Source organism: Streptomyces sp. NPDC093591 (genome assembly GCF_044764885.1).
Classification (GTDB): domain Bacteria; phylum Actinomycetota; class Actinomycetes; order Streptomycetales; family Streptomycetaceae; genus Streptomyces.
The window spans coordinates 1-14,536 of sequence record NZ_JBIWIY010000013.1 but is presented as its reverse complement, the minus strand read 5'-3'; the positions used below and the strand labels follow the sequence as shown (position 1 = coordinate 14,536).

11 protein-coding genes and 2 pseudogenes are annotated in these 14,536 nt (G+C 66.3%); 7 read left to right on the top strand and 6 right to left on the bottom strand.

The window, feature by feature from the left end; genetic code table 11:
• The first annotated feature begins 21 nt into the window (after positions 1-21).
• The 3 genes from ACIREI_RS26430 to ACIREI_RS26420 are packed head-to-tail and all read left to right on the top strand — an operon-like array spanning position 22 to position 3,624.
• Complete coding sequence (locus tag ACIREI_RS26430; protein WP_403337460.1) at positions 22-2,442, top strand: hypothetical protein; 2,421 nt, start codon at positions 22-24, stop codon at positions 2,440-2,442.
• 13 nt (positions 2,443-2,455) lie between these two features.
• On the top strand, positions 2,456-3,400 hold the full coding sequence (locus tag ACIREI_RS26425; RefSeq protein ID WP_403338044.1) for a hypothetical protein: 945 nt from the start codon (positions 2,456-2,458) through the stop codon (positions 3,398-3,400).
• A gap of 17 nt (positions 3,401-3,417) precedes the next feature.
• On the top strand, positions 3,418-3,624 hold the full coding sequence (locus ACIREI_RS26420) for a hypothetical protein (RefSeq protein ID WP_403338041.1): 207 nt from the start codon (positions 3,418-3,420) through the stop codon (positions 3,622-3,624).
• Positions 3,625-3,781: 157 nt separating this feature from the next.
• On the opposite strand, the pseudogene ACIREI_RS26415 reads toward ACIREI_RS26420, so the two are convergent.
• A pseudogene (locus tag ACIREI_RS26415) lies at positions 3,782-3,902 on the bottom strand (IS5/IS1182 family transposase); the annotation flags it as partial.
• A 129-nt stretch (positions 3,903-4,031) separates the two neighbouring features.
• Here ACIREI_RS26415 and ACIREI_RS26410 point away from each other — a divergent pair.
• From ACIREI_RS26410 to ACIREI_RS26395, 4 genes are all read left to right on the top strand, one after another.
• Positions 4,032-4,529, top strand: coding sequence for a hypothetical protein (locus ACIREI_RS26410; protein WP_403337457.1), 498 nt, complete (start codon positions 4,032-4,034; stop codon positions 4,527-4,529).
• A gap of 357 nt (positions 4,530-4,886) precedes the next feature.
• Positions 4,887-5,444 (top strand): hypothetical protein, encoded by a 558-nt coding sequence (locus ACIREI_RS26405; protein WP_403337454.1) that lies wholly within the window; start codon positions 4,887-4,889, stop codon positions 5,442-5,444.
• Between the two features lie 1,693 nt (positions 5,445-7,137).
• Positions 7,138-7,659, top strand: a complete 522-nt coding sequence (locus ACIREI_RS26400; protein ID WP_403337451.1) for a hypothetical protein — start codon at positions 7,138-7,140, stop codon at positions 7,657-7,659.
• Positions 7,660-8,540: 881 nt separating this feature from the next.
• Positions 8,541-8,726, top strand: a complete 186-nt coding sequence (locus ACIREI_RS26395; protein ID WP_403337449.1) for a hypothetical protein — start codon at positions 8,541-8,543, stop codon at positions 8,724-8,726.
• Between the two features lie 1,106 nt (positions 8,727-9,832).
• Here ACIREI_RS26395 and ACIREI_RS26390 read toward each other — a convergent pair.
• The 5 genes and pseudogenes from ACIREI_RS26390 to ACIREI_RS26370 all read right to left on the bottom strand — a co-directional run.
• Positions 9,833-10,679, bottom strand: a pseudogene (locus ACIREI_RS26390) (IS5 family transposase); the annotation flags it as partial.
• Between the two features lie 100 nt (positions 10,680-10,779).
• The gene (locus tag ACIREI_RS26385) at positions 10,780-11,796 is read right to left on the bottom strand and encodes a hypothetical protein (protein WP_403337447.1); all 1,017 of its coding nucleotides are present in this window, start codon (positions 11,794-11,796) and stop codon (positions 10,780-10,782) included.
• A 69-nt stretch (positions 11,797-11,865) separates the two neighbouring features.
• Positions 11,866-12,300, bottom strand: a complete 435-nt coding sequence (locus ACIREI_RS26380; protein ID WP_403337444.1) for a hypothetical protein — start codon at positions 12,298-12,300, stop codon at positions 11,866-11,868.
• Positions 12,301-13,482: 1,182 nt separating this feature from the next.
• Positions 13,483-13,722: a hypothetical protein gene (locus ACIREI_RS26375; RefSeq protein WP_403337441.1), complete on the bottom strand. Its 240-nt coding sequence runs from the start codon at positions 13,720-13,722 to the stop codon at positions 13,483-13,485.
• 525 nt (positions 13,723-14,247) lie between these two features.
• Positions 14,248-14,536 (bottom strand): hypothetical protein (locus ACIREI_RS26370; protein ID WP_403337438.1); only part of this gene is annotated, 289 nt, incomplete at its 5' end.

Below are 14,536 nucleotides of genomic sequence, written 5' to 3'. Positions count from 1 at the left end.
TGGAGACGAGAGGGAAGGACCATGCTGCAGCTCGGTTCCCGCGCGTTCGACATCGACGGCGTGACCGTGTTCCACGACCATGCCGACCCGCACCAGTTCTGGTACCTCGCCACACAGGTGGCACTCGGGAAGCGCCCGGACGGCAGCCCCGCGTTCAGCCTCATCCACTACAAGCCGGCGGTGGCCGAGGCGGGCGTCGAGGGCGGCGGCTTTCTGATGTTGCAGACCGTCGTGATCCTGCCTGACAGTACCCGTTCGAAGATTCTCGGTCGCCTGGCGTCGATGGTCCCGGACGGAGAGCCGCAACTGGCCGCAGCGCCCGTTGAACGCGGCACCGTCCGCTGCCTCGCCCTCAACCTGGAGGGTCCCGGCGGGACGGCGGCCCTGCCCGCACTGCCAGGAGCCTTCAATGCGGTAGAGAAGATCCTCGGCGCCACTAGCCCGTCCCTCATCGGCGAGCAGACCGCTGCCTTCTCCCTGGTCCTGGATCACGAGGGAGCGATCATCCTGAAGGGCGCGTTCGAGAAGGGCGCCACACCCATCGGTGTCATATACGAACTGGAGTACTCCGCGCTCACCCCCGATATGCACATCGAGATCACAGCCGATCTCGACCGCGTCTACAACCACTTCTCGGCCGGCCTGGAGGCACAGATCTACTGGGTCAAGGCCGGCATCGACGCCGGCTTTGAGAAACTCGTGCAGGACGGAGCGATCAGGATCAACGTCACGGACTTCGGCGGGAACGCAGACACCGCAACGAAGGAGAAATGGGCCCTCGACTTCTTCAAAGACGAATTGCTGAAGAAGTGGTTCGAACCATCCCTGGACCTCGGCCAGTTGAAAGGCCCCGCCCAGCCCGAGGGCTTGGACCCCATACTCGAGCGAGTGAAGAGGCTGGGTTCGGCAGCTCCCGGCGGAGGTGCGCCCAGCGCACCCGGCCCGGTGACGCCCCCGGGCACACCGCCGGCTGGCGGGCCCGCTCCAGCGCCAGCGACGCTTAACACCACGCAGACCACTCCCGAACCACTGCCTGCAGGTACGAGTCTGTTGCTGGTGCCCGGGGCGATGGGGACGGCACAGAGGCTGCGAGTGATCGGGCCACCCGGTGCTGTGCTGACCGTCGACGGCGTGCCGCGGCCCCTCGACGCCCTGGGCACCGTGACAGTCGAGGTGGCCCCGGGCAGCAGTCACCCGGTGACGGTCGACTGGCCCTCCGCGGCCCCACTTCCCGCGGTCTCGATCCGCGCCACGCTGGCACGTGCCGCCACGACCACGGCTGTGCCCGGAGCGCTACCGACCCAACCCGGCGGTGCGACACCAGTGCCGAGTCCTTCGGCCCCCGGCACGGCAACAGGCAGTGGAGTACCTGCCTTGGTCTCCTTCCGTCTGCGCTTCGTTGAACAGCAGGAACGCAAGACACTCACCTTCATCTATGACCGGAAGCACACGGTAAGGAGGACCTACGCGCCCCAGGGATTCGTCGGTCTGCTCCTCGACGAGCTGGCCGACAAGTCACGTCACCTCGTCGAGGTCGACCTCGACGACCCCTTCTTCCACACACTGGGAGTCGACATCGTGAGCTCCGCCGACTTCGAGAAGATCGGCTTGTTCTCCACAGACGTGGCGATCGATTACGGCGACCCCGCCGACGCCCGGGGACACGCACACGGTGAGTTCCGCCTGACGGCAGCGGACCCTGGGCCAAAGCGGTTCGAGACCTTCCTTGACCAGTCACGCGACCTCGGATTCCGGGTCAGTCTGCAACACAACTTCGACGCAGGCTCGCCCTGGATAGGGGAGAAGCTGAGCTACGACATTGGGCCGCGGCCGACCATGGACCGCACCCTGCGAGTGGATGCCGCCGAGGACCTAGGCTTCCTCGAACTCGAGCTCTTCCCCAACCGCATCGACGAGGGGATCGTGGACGCGATCGACGTCGAGCTGAGCTATGACGACAGCGTGACCTTCCGGCGCAATGACGTCCTCCGCGTCCTGCCCAAGGGGGGCCCGCAGGTATGGCGTCTGCGGCTGACCCGCCCCAACCATCGGAGCTGGACGGCGACGTTCCGCCACCATCTGAAGAACGGCACCGTCCTGACAACTGGCCCGTTGACCAGCGAGGCATCGTTCCTACCGGTCAACGATCCCTTCATGTCCGCTCTGGACATCACTGCCGTACCGCTATTCACACCAGGCAGCGTCGCTCTCGCCTTCCTGGACGTCGACTACCAGGATCCCGCGAACTCCTACACACGGCACGAGCGGCTGGAGATCCCTGGAACGGCAACAGCGCCCGTACCACTGCACATCGCCCTGCTCAATCCGGCGCACCGCAGCTTCCGCCACCGCGTGACACTCGTGATGACGGACGGAAGCATCAAACAGGCCGCGCCCGTGGACGGCGAGGAGACCCTTATCCCCATTCAGGCAGCCGTGTGAGGAGGATGGTCCGATGCGCGAGCCGGTGTCTCGCCTGGTCTCAGCCCTAACCGGAAAGGCGGAACTTCCCCCACTGCTGAGCGCCGCTGTCGACCGTCTGCAGAGCAGCAGCTGGTACGAGGTCGCCAACAGGTGGAGCCGGCTGACCCCCACCGGTTTCCCCGTCGAGCTCACGACGGCCTCGTGGATCCAAGGCGTCCAGTGGACCGCCGAAGTCGCACCTCCAGAAACACCCGACACCGAACGACTCTTCCTCGCCACCACATTGCTCGCAGCGAACGGCCAGGAACCGCCCCCACAACTCGCCGATGGCTTGGCCTCCTGCCAAGCAGGGGGCGAGATACGTTTCGGTACTTGGCTGGGCGGTCGGGAGGCGCCGGGTGTGACTCCCAAACTGAAACTCTACGCCGAGGTCGCCGAGAACGCCGCGCTGCCCCCGGAGTTGCTACCGGGCCGGCTGGTGTCAGCCCTGCGGCGTCTGCCTGCTGGGACGAGACCGCGGATACTAGGAATCCAGCCGGCTCGCGAACGCCGAGAACTCTACGTCAGGCTGCCCGCGATCGATGTGGTAGATCTCTTGCCGTTCCTGCACACCGTGGGCCACCCCGAGGCACTCGCCGTCCTGAACCGCCATCTCCCCGATGGGATACGGCGGCTGGCAGGACGCCGCCTGGGACTCAGTGCGGCATGGAGTGAGGGAGAGGACGACGGAGACACGATCGCGCTGGCACTCTTCGCTTCGGCACGCACGTTGTTCCCCGTTTCCCCTACTTCTGGCTCCGGAGTCCACGACCCATTGGCCTCCTGCGTGCCGACCCTGCACGGTGTGGACGGAGCCCAACCTGGCGTGCGCAGGGGACTTGTTGCCATGGGCCTGGAGCCTGGTCGGGACGAGCTGTACATCTCAGTCGGGCTCGTTCCCGCCGCTGAAGAGCAGACTGAAATGGTAGGCGGGTGATCGGCGGAGGAGTGGCGATGTCTGCGTTCGATCCGAACGTGATCTGCACACAGGTGATCCCTGATTCAACCACCAGCCAGTGGGTCCGGCTGAGCGACCCTCTCTCCGGCTACCTGTCGCTCGGTGTCCACGGTGCCAATCCGTTCGTCGCGGTAGGGGACATAGTCGTCTCCGAGAAGTATTGGCGACCCCCGGCTGAGGATGAGAGGGGAGCCGTCCGATGAGGACCTCATCGAGGACACCAGGGTGGTTGTCAGAGGCAATCCGTGCCGGTGGAACCCGATCAGGATGTCGACATCGAGCTCTTGTGTGGGCGCGCTCCCGGGGGCGGGTCGGAGAAGTGGTACGTGGGACGTATCGTGGCCCACTTTCCCAGTGGGCGAGTTTGAGGCACGCTTCGTGGATGTCGGCTCGCCGTTCCCAGCGGATCCGCAGGCGCCGAAAGCCGTGCAGCCACTGAAACTCTGCCCCACGCCCAACGGTAGATGCCCAGCCTGGTGCCGCAGCGGGCGAGAGTCGCAACTTGGTTGCGGTGTCCATGTGACCGGATGAGGGAGAGAACGCTATGCCAGGGATAAGTGGTGCTTGGACGTGGGCGAGTGGAGCTGTCGGATTCAAGAAGGGCAATCTGGTGCACACCACCGACTGGGGCCACGGGCGTATGGCCTACGTCCGAGACAGCTTTGAGGGCCTACCCCAAGGCTGGGATGATGTTGACGCCATCTACACATGGCCAGACAGCAGCAACAGCTGGGTAGCCATCAAAGGCACCCAAATGCACGTCGGCTCGTCGGAGAAGGCCGAACCCCTCAGCTTCTGGGATTCGCTCCCTGAAGACTGGCAAAAGAACGGGGGGATAAGTGGTGCTTGGACGTGGGCGAGTGGAGCTGTCGGATTCAAGAAGGGCAACCAGGTGCACACCAGTGACTGGGGTCTCGGTGTTACCAGGTCGATCAGAGACAGCTTCGTAGGACTTCCTGAGAGTTGGGATGATGTTGACGCTATCTATACATGGGCAAAGGGAGACAATAGCTGGGTAGCCATTAAGGGCTCGCAGATGTATGTCAGTTCGTCTAAAAAGACCGAATCCCTCAGCTACTGGGATTCGCTTCCCTACTTGTGGAAGTGAGTCGTTGTGGCGCCTTGCGCTGCCGCCCGTGCCCGCGGCTGCCCCCCTCGTCGACACCCCGGACATCATCCGCGCCGCCTGCGGCGTGCTGCCCAACCTCGATGGGTTGGGATCCTGCCACGCCGGTGGTATCAGTAAGTAGCAGCGTCGTCAGCGAGACAGCGCGCTGATCCAACCGGTGGAATGTGATGCTGCGTGACTGTGCCGGCATAGTGACCCCAGGATGGCCTGAAGGCCTCTCAGACCCCCTCCACCTCGGAGAGAATGGCCGGAGCGATCGGTACATGGTCGAGGACGAACTCGTGCCGTACGAACAACGGATGGACGCCCCGGACAGCAACAGCGTCGAGAAGCTGCATGCCAAGGCTCGAGCTCGGTATCCTTGCCGCCTTCGACCTGATGGCCCTGGGCGTCCGCGCGTATGTCGACGCGGTCACCGCTGTTCGACAAGAGACCCTGCGCGCCCCTGGACAGATGCCGCAGTCAGGCGAGCAGCGCTCTCGCCTCGCCTGCCTGGCCATCGATGTACCTGCCGGTGACCACCGCTTCCACGTCCTTGCCGTCGGCGACTGGACCGTCTTCGACGGTGCCCACACCCCGCAACTGCGGCTGTTCGTCGACGACCAGCGGCAGATCGCCTACGACCACAGTGACGTGGAGGCAAATGGTTCGACCCCAAGCAGCTGCCGCTACATCTGTACGACCACGAGTTCCAGCCGCTCCATGTACGTCCCCTTCCCGGTCGGCCGGTACTGCGCTGTCCGCTCGGCCAGCCGCAGCGCACAGGAATATCCGGACGGATGCCACACGCTCTCGGCGCCGGAGCACCTACCCGCGGCCAGCCGGGGAGTGGTCCCTTGCGAGCTCCTCATGAGCTGGTGTCCCACGTTCTCCTGGGCGGCCGGGAACACATGACCCCTCACCTTGCGATGGTGCATGGGGTGCCGGAGGCGCCCGATGGCCGGGCCGCCTGTTGGACTGCTGCGTCCACTGGCTGCACCGGTCGTCCGGAGCTTGGGGCAGCGGCAGCCAAGGGATGTGACCTGCCCGCGCAGCGGCGACCGTCCATCGAACGGTCGGGCAGGCAGCAGGTCACACCGTCATGGGATTAATCGAGGGAAGGTGGAAGTGTCACCCACAGGAGAGGTAAAGAGTAATTGCTATAGCAAATATCAGGGGCAGTTCCTGGTCCCTACCGGTGTGCCAGGTTGGAGGACCGGGGTCGCCCTCACTCGGGCACGCCGGAGCGGCCCTGCAGCACCGGGCATCGACATGGGCAGCCTGTTCTTCTTGCAATGAGGTCGCATGCTGGCCTTCCCGGCCCACTGCGATCCGGCCGCAGTCAGAACCGGCCTTCGGTGTGTCGGCCGGCTGGGTGCACGGGCATCGGCAGCCGACGCCTGCAGATCATTCACGCAACAGGCCTCGGGCGGCCTGCTGCGGTCCTTTCTGGCAGCGGCAGCTGCAGAGGCCAGGCGGCCCTGGGTGCTGTCGGCCAGTGCGTTTGTGAGGCGGGTTGCAGCCTTCGGGACTGCAGGATTGGCCGTACGGCACATGGCGATTGTGATGCAGGCGCGGGCCGTGAGCTTCGCTGGCTGGCCTGTCTGCACGGTGTGATTGGTGCGATGGATGGGCAACTGAGCGGTGGCCTGGTCTGCGGGATTGATTCTTTTGTGCTGTCTCGTCTTTCCGCTTAGCGCTGGCGCCATTTGCGTCTACCAGGCAGCGTCAGGAGCAGCGCTTCGGTCGGCCAACTGTGCATCAGCGGTGCAGTGTTGAGCTCCATGGTCCGCCTGAACAACTGCCGATGGCCGCAGCGTTTGAGCAGGTCGGAGCCGCCCGTTCTTCAGATCTGTCTCGCACTGTCTTGTCGGTTTCCGGTTCTTTGGGCTTAGCACTCATGCTGAGGACCACGAAGCGAGTCGCGTATGGTTCGCTTCAGGCACGGTCGCTGGTCCTGGCATTAGGGGCCTTCCTGTGCCCGGCTCTTCGTCATTCTTCATCTGTTGGTCCAGACGGGGTGACGGAAGCTCGCGTGGGTGCTGGTTGCAGCCTCACCTGCGCCTCTGTGTGTGGCGGGGCCCGTCTGCAGGGCCCCGCCCATGCGCGGCAACCGTGGGGAACTGGTCGGCATTTCGGACGGTGCGGCACCCTGCCAGCCGCTTCCAGCACTCTAGAGAAACGCCCGCAGCGGATGCCGCGGACCTGGGCGACAGGTGCTGGCGTGACTGCCAAGTCCCATCGGGAAACGCTCTGGCGTCCGTGCTGCCTGGATTGGCTATCAGGCCAGGGGGCCACGAGAGCATTCGCCGTTTTCGTGGACCACGTTCTGCCAGTGAGGCTCCCGCCCCACCTGCTCTTGCCGGCGTTGGGACGCAAGGGGGCAGTGACCTGTGAGGCAACGCGCTCTGCTGCTGATGTGGTTGTCTGGCCGCTGACGTCGCGGAGGTGTCAGACTGCGCCAGTGGTTGATGAGGGGCTTTGGTATGTCACCGGTTCTGCTTTGCCCCACTGGGGTTTTTGACTCAACAGGGGTTCAAAAGAGGCCGCTTGCGGGTGCTCGAGTGCGCTCTGGCGGTTGTAACGCAGGCCCCGGACACTGCGCTGCGTGGCTGACAATACGTTTTGGATTGCCGCACTCACCGGCGGGACTGCTGTGGTGGCCAGCTGGGTGACCAGCCGAGGGAACACCAGAGCAGCCCGCATCCAGGCCGACGCGGCGGCGTCGCAGCGCATGCAGCGGCTGTACGAGGCCCGTAGGGCGGCCTACCTGGACCTCATCCAGCAAGGTCAGCGGACGGCCGAGCTGTATTGGAAGGTTTCCGAAGTCCAAGGCCTCAGCGACCCTGAGAGTCGGTCGGTGTCGCTCGAGGATTTCCGGGACCGTATCCGGGACACCTACGGCGACCTGAGGAGGGCTGTGCGTGTCATCGAGCTGGAGGGGCCAGACGAGGCGGCTGCTGCAGCGTACGCGGTGAAACAGGCAACAACCGATCCGTATCAGGACCTCAACTCCATCATTGCCGGAGAGGCAGGCGCAGAGACCCGCTTCGACGCCTGTTACACCCCATACTGGGCGGCACTCAGCCGCTTCGTTGACGCGCCGAAGTGCGCCCTCCACGACACGTAGGGGCGGCGCAGTCCTTTCCGATGGGTAATCGGACTGAGCAGGCCCTGCCGGCGGTCCTGAGGGGCAGGCTTCCAGCATGCTGGCACCGGTCTGCAACGTGGGGCTCGTCGGTGCGTTTGTTCGGCTGCTCCGAGAGGGTTTTGCGATGCCATCGAGCGGGCTGCCCGAGAGCAATCCGCGAGGCCCCTCTCGGCATGCCATTGCTGCGAGTCGGCCCCGCAGTGCCCAGGTCGCCAGCGCAACCGGGGAGACCGGGCATTGCCCGACCGCGGCGCCGCGACACTGCGTGGCCAGTGGATCCGGCGAGATCGTCGACGCAGACGCGCTTCTTTCCCCGGAGCCGGACCTCGGCGATCAGGGGCACGATGAAAAATTTGCAATTGTGACTAACTTGTATCTCGCTTGAAGCTGGAAGGGTTTAGTAGTTACATTTTGTGTGAATTGAATTTTGTGCTGAGGTACTCGCCAGCCACCCCTTGCTGAGGATGGGAGAGCACCCAATGAAAAGTCGCCTCTGGCATGATGCAATAGCCGCGGAAAAGAAATCCCACACAGGTCGATCTTCTTGGACATGAGGAAGTAGTACAGGAAGCCGGAAGATCTGACGACCCGTTTCCGAAGCCCTGGCGCCGGGTCCGTAGCTCTGCCGGTGGAGAGTCAGACTGCGTGACCCTGGTAGCCATTGTGCTGCCCGGGTTCGCTGTGAACCACTCGCATGCATGTCACGCATGCGAGTGGTCGTATCCGGACATCGGCATACGGAGCGCCAGTCTCATTCCCGTGGACGACGCGGCGGTCGGGGTATACGCCTACTTGTTCGCAGACGCCGAGGGCGGACGTCCTGGGGGCTGGTCTGGCGCGGTCCGCTCCGAAAGAGTCCGATGTCGTCGGCCGTGATCTGGCGGTGGAACGACGTGGCGTCCGGCACGCAGACAGCGTGGACCGGCCAGGGCCAGTCGTCGCGAGGCCAGCAGCCCCCTGGGCAGACGGTGCCGACGGCCTTCTCCGGCATGGAGGTCGGCGTCGACGACCGTGCTGCGCAAGGCCAGGCGCCGGTGCGAGCTTGAGGAACTGCGACGGTGGGGCAGGCGGTGCGCCGTGCCGTCGTGGCCACCGGTCGAGGAGGGCATCCGGCCGACGGTGGTCGGCCGCGAGGACGCACGACGCCGGAGTGGCGCGTGACCGACCCGCCCCCGAAGCCGATCACGCTGCACGTGTACGGCGTCGCAGTACCGCTGCACCCGTGGCTGGCCCCCCCGGTACCGCTGCGGGCCAGCCACGACTGGTGGCCCCGGGCACCCCGAGGAGCGGCGGGAAAGGAAGCCGGAGTTGGGCACGCAGAACACGGCATCGAGGCCGCCCAACCCCTTTGTACCAGGTGCAGTCGTTGGCGACCGGCTGGCGGGCGCCGCCCCGTATACGGTAGGCATCCCGCCCCACAGGCCGACGCTGCTGCGCAGCAGCGGACACTCGTCGCCGGCTGCGCCGCCGGGCTGCGGCATCGAAGAAGGGGCGGGGCGAGGTCAACGAACACCTCGCCCCGCCCCTTTGTAGCTGTTTTTCAACCCGGTGCAGCGGGCCTGTTCCTGCCTCTGTGTCGACATACTCTCTGTATGGACCCAGGAGTAGCGGCAGTCCTTGGTGCTGGCATCGGTGCGGTAGGCGCCGCCCTCACGGCCCTGGCGACCGCCTGGGCCATGCGATGGCAGACCCGTTTCCACGCAAGCGCCGCTCATAAACAGTGGCGGCGTGAAGCCCGACGAGATGCTTACATCGGTTTCATATCGGCTGGTCGCACTATGTCCTGGAACACCGGAAGGCTGAGGGACGAACTCACCGGCGACGAACGCGCCGAGGTCCTTTCCGCAGCGTCTCGAGCGCGATCAGATCTGCTTCAGGCCGCACAGTTGGTGGGGTTCGAAGGCCCCGAGCCTCTTTCTGAGGCTCTTCACCCAGTTATTGCCCTCTCCTGGGAGATCATCCGCGCTGCCCAGGACTTCGCTGAGCCCAGATGTGAGAGAACTCTGGACGAGATTCACCCTTGACTTCGCCAAGGCGCTCGCCGAGTTCCGAGTTGCCGCGCGCCACGCTCTCGAAGCCGATGAGTGACGAAGACGGCTGTTTTGTCGGATGTGCGCATCCCTTTCGCAGTATGGGGCATCACAGGTCAGCGGGTCACCAGGGGCTTCTTGGCCCACTGGCTGGTGCGGGGGCTCTGCGGGTGAGGCGTCGGGTCATCATGGTGATGAGTGCCCAGTTACAGGTGGGCTTCGGAGTGCTGGGGAAGGCGTTCGTAGTCGCGTGCGTTGCGGCGGGCGTTCATGCACCAGCCGATCGTGCGCTCGACTTTCCAGCGGGGGGGGGGGCAGGACGACGAAGCCCTGGGTGCCCTTGGGGCCGGGAGATGATGCGCAGGGTGAGCCAGAGGCGGGGTCGGGCCCAGTCCACGAGGTCGCCGGCGTAGCCGCGGTCGGCCCAGACCTGGGTGATCTGGGGCTGGGTGAGGCGCAGGTGCCAGAAGACGTCGCGGTCTTGGATGTCGGCGGGCGTGACCGTGATCATCACGGGCAGGCCGAACGTGTCCACGGTGATATGTCGTTTGCGCCCGTTGATCTTTTTCGCGGCGTCGTAGCCGCGGCTGTTGCGGCCGACGGTGGAGGCTCCCTTGACCGACTGGGAGTCGACGATCAGGGTCACCGGGGTGGGGGCAGCGGCCCTTGCCGGTACGGATCCGGCGGCGGAGCTGGTCACGGATGTAGGTGACGACCCCGGCCCGGTTCCACCGCCGGAAGAACCCGTAGACCGTCTCCCACGGGGAAAGTCCGCAGGCAGAGCCCGCCTTTCGCGCCGTTGTCGACGATGTAGCGCATGCCGTCGACGATCTGCCGCCGGGGCCACTTCTCTGGGTGGCCGCCGGTCTTGGTCTGGCAGGCCGGGATCGGCAACAGGGGTTCCAGGAGGGCCCATTCGGCGACGGATGTGTCGGACGGGTAGCGGCGGCGACGGGCGGCAGCGGGCATGGCACGCCCGCGGGCCTACCCACCTACCAGCTCAGATCATCCAGGCGCACACACCTCAGGGCCAGGGATCAAAAACACCTATTTTGGAGGAACAGGCTGGTTACCCGGCCCAGGACTCGGCGATGCCGTTCGCGCGACAGAACCTGCCCCACTCCCGCTGTTCCCCGGGGGCGGGGGAGCGCACGAGCGCCTGGGCCAGCACGGTGAGTTCCCTCCTCGTACGGGGGTTCGCCCCGACGGCCGCCTCGCTTGCCCGGGCGAGCATGTGGGCGGGCAGAAACTTGCCCGCGAACAGGCGGTCGACGAGCGGCATGTCTAGCTTGGCGCGCGCGGCGAACTCCTTGATGGTCACGTTCTCCTCCGTCAGCGCCCGCTCCAGCACGGACGCGAAGCGCGTGCGCGCGGGGGAGGAGAGGAGGATCTCCTCGACCTGCTCGCCGGCCGGCTCCACCAGGCGGGACCTGCGCAAGGAGCGCGGGCTCCAGCCCGTGCGCACGTCACGTGCCGGATCGAACTTGGCGAAGGTGCGCGCCCATCCCTGCTGCTGGCGTACCGGCACACCGCAGCCGGCCAGGACCGCGGCCAGGTGCTCGAAGGTCATGGCACGCTCTCCGGCGATGACGGCACCTAGGGTGGCGCGACTGTAGGGGACACCAAGGCGCTCGGTGGCCTGCGACAGCTCGCGCAGCGACATGCCCACGTACTTGCGCAGTGCGGTCAGGGCGAGGAGGAACTGCGCCTCGGTCTCCAAGCCCGGCACGACCGCCCGGCCCCCGGACCGTTCCCAGTAGCCGAACGCCCGGGCCTGCACGGCGGCCGCGTCAGCGGGGGCCTTCGCCTGCTGCAGCTCGTGGACCTTGTTCCACAGGCGGCGCGCGGTCATGAGGTCACCGCCACAGGCGTGCATCCACCCCTCCACGGTTCGCCACGAGACGCGCGGATCGCCGTTTTGCGCCTTGGACAGCGAGCCCTCCGAGACCCCGGACAGCTGCGAGATCTTCTGCAAGGTCATGAACTCGGTGATCGTGCTGGCGTCGGCCTGCGTGGCACGCAGGAACCGCGCGAGCTTGATCATCGGATCGTCCCGCTGGGGCAGCGGGTCGGGGGTACGGGCCATCACCGGTCTCCTTTCCGTCCGGCCCGGGGCCGGGACCCTGTCAGGGCCCCGGCCGATGGATCCAGGACGTCAGGCCAGTGCGGTCCGCACGTGGTTGGCCAGCAGGACGATCAGCACGATTCCCGCGACGATCGCCTCGGTCGACATGCCCATGAGCATGCAGGTGACGACGACCACGGCGACGATCGCCGTGATCGCCACGGACGGCCAGGACACGCTGTGCGCCGTGCCGCTGGCCACGCCACCCGCCGTGCCCGCCACGGGCAGCGAGGGCAGAGTGACGCCGTGGACGACCATCGGCCCGGAGCCGGGCACCGGCACGGCCGCCGGGGCGATCGGCGTGGCCGACTCGTAGGGACGGACGGCACCGTCGATGATGATGAACGGGCCCGTCGGCGCGGCGGACGCGGCCTGGGAGGCCGAGAACGTCGAGCCGGCCGGGACACCACCCGTGTCCGGCACGGGGGTGGGGGTGTAGGGGACCATCCGGCCGTCGACAAGCATGAACGGCCCAGTCCCGATGGCGGACGGGTTCGAAGGATCGTTGGACTGCAACGTGTTCTCCGTACGTCTCTTCGTCAATGAGTGAGGCCCCAGGCGGGGTGCACGGTGGCGCCACCGCAGCGGCGCCACCTCGCGGAATCTCCTCTCATCCGTTGGTCCAGACAGGGATTTGGGTCTTGCTCGAGCACCGTGACCTCATGACGTCAGTTGCAGCTGACGCCACGAGGTGCGAGAGGTCCTCGGTACCAATCATGACCTACGCGCTACCACTTCCCGGAGCCATGAGCCACTTCTGAAGATCACTCACCGGCTCCTGCCCCAGGCCCTGTTGGGCATCCCGCCTGCTCACGCGGCAGTCGAAGCTGCTCAACAGCGCGCCGTCGTCGCATCGAGAACCGGAAACGCGATCCATGAACGTCCTCCTGCTCCACGATGCTCTGGCCGACGCGGCCCGAACGACATCCCAACGCAGCGGCCACCTGGCCGAGTTCCCGCCCCCTTCCCAGGGCATCTCCTGCCCCGAGGGACAAGCTCGGCGACCGAGTCCGTCACGACCACCGCGGCGACCGTGACGATCTCCGTCACAGGGGCGGTGAACTGCGACAACACGTACTGAAAGGAGAGATGTTCAGGCCCGGGCCGGTACCCTCGGCGCCGTCCTGACCAGCCCCGGCGGCCACCCCGTTGATCGGACGCACACCATGAACAGCGGCCGCCGTGCGGCCCGGCACCACAGCCTCCCCTGCCACGTCGCGGCGCGCCCGCCCCGGACCGAGGCTGCGCCCCGAGCAGGAGGAGAAGCATCGTGGCGGCGCGCTTGCCGGCCAACGCCGCCGATGCGGCCCGGCACGTGCGGGGCCGGGGACTGTCCCGACCGCTGGCGGGCGACCGAGCCCGAGGCCGCCTGCGACAGTGCTTCGGCGGCCTCTTCGGCCACCCGTACCCTCATTTTGGCTGGCGCCCCGCGGGCACGGGCATGGACCGCGCCGACGGCGAAGGCGAGGACGGTGTTTCGGGTGGGCAGCCAGCAGTCCAGGGCCCGGCGCAGCATGCACGCGGAGACACATCGGTCGCTCTTGGCGGTCCAGCGCGCGATGGCCTCGAAGGTCAGCCGTCCCTTCCACGCGCACAACAGGCCCCGTAGCACCGTCAGTTCGAACAGTTCGGGTGGCGGATGGAGCATCAGCAGCCGCCGGTGAGGACGCTGAGCAGCTCGGCGGCACGGCCGCGCAGCAGCATGCAGGCCCCGGCGACGAGGGCGGTCAGAACGGCGGGGACGGGGCGCTCGAGGACGGCGGGCACCGTCACTGCGGCGATCGCGGTGATCACGACGGCGGCCTCACCCTCCCCCACGCGAGGACGCGGCAGGGGCCTGGGCGGTCGGCTGGATGTCGGCGCATGGTCGAGCTGGGCGGTGGGCATGGCGGAGCCTCCGGGCGGATATCGGGCGCAGTGCTCAACGACCGTGGGCCTGGCAGAAGTTCAACGACGCGGCGAGCTGATGGTGGCAGCGCCCGTGGCCCCAACCTGAGTCGGCCGCCGCCGAACGCGACATCGACTCCGCCCTCTGCATCGCAGCGCAGGCCAGCGGACATAACCGAGCAGCATGTGTGCACGCCCGGCCCGGCGCCGCCGACCGATCCATGCCGACCGTGCTCTGCCGTACGGCCCGTCAGGAGGACCCGTCCCAGGCCGTTTTGCCGAGCAGGGCCCGGACCGCCGATAGCGAGCACTTCGCTACACGGCCAAGAGCCAGAGCAGACCACCACCAGAAGCCATCCAGTACAAAGCACCAGCCAGCCAAGACACCTGACATCACCTCAAACGCAGACACCAACTCCAGAACACCCCCGCGGGCCACCAGGCCCGCAACACCCCACCCCACCAACCCGGTAACTCCCCGTCATGCCATCCGGCATGACACCGCGTCACGCATTTGACAATCCGTCAACACCCGGAGCGCACCAGCGCTCCGACAAAATTACAACCCCAAAAACCCAAGAAAGGGCCGCGCCAGCGGCCCAACAAAACAAAACAAGAAATTTTGCCGCCAGGCAAAATACACAAACCAAAAATCCACCCACAACGCAGAATTTGCCGCCAGGCAAATTCAAGCGCTAAACCCAGGGCCGCGCCAGCGGCCCGGCATAAACCACAGAGAATTCGCCGCCAGGCGAATTCCCGGGCGAGGAATTCCGCCAGGAATTCCCAAAGGGGCTTTATGCCCCTCCGCCCC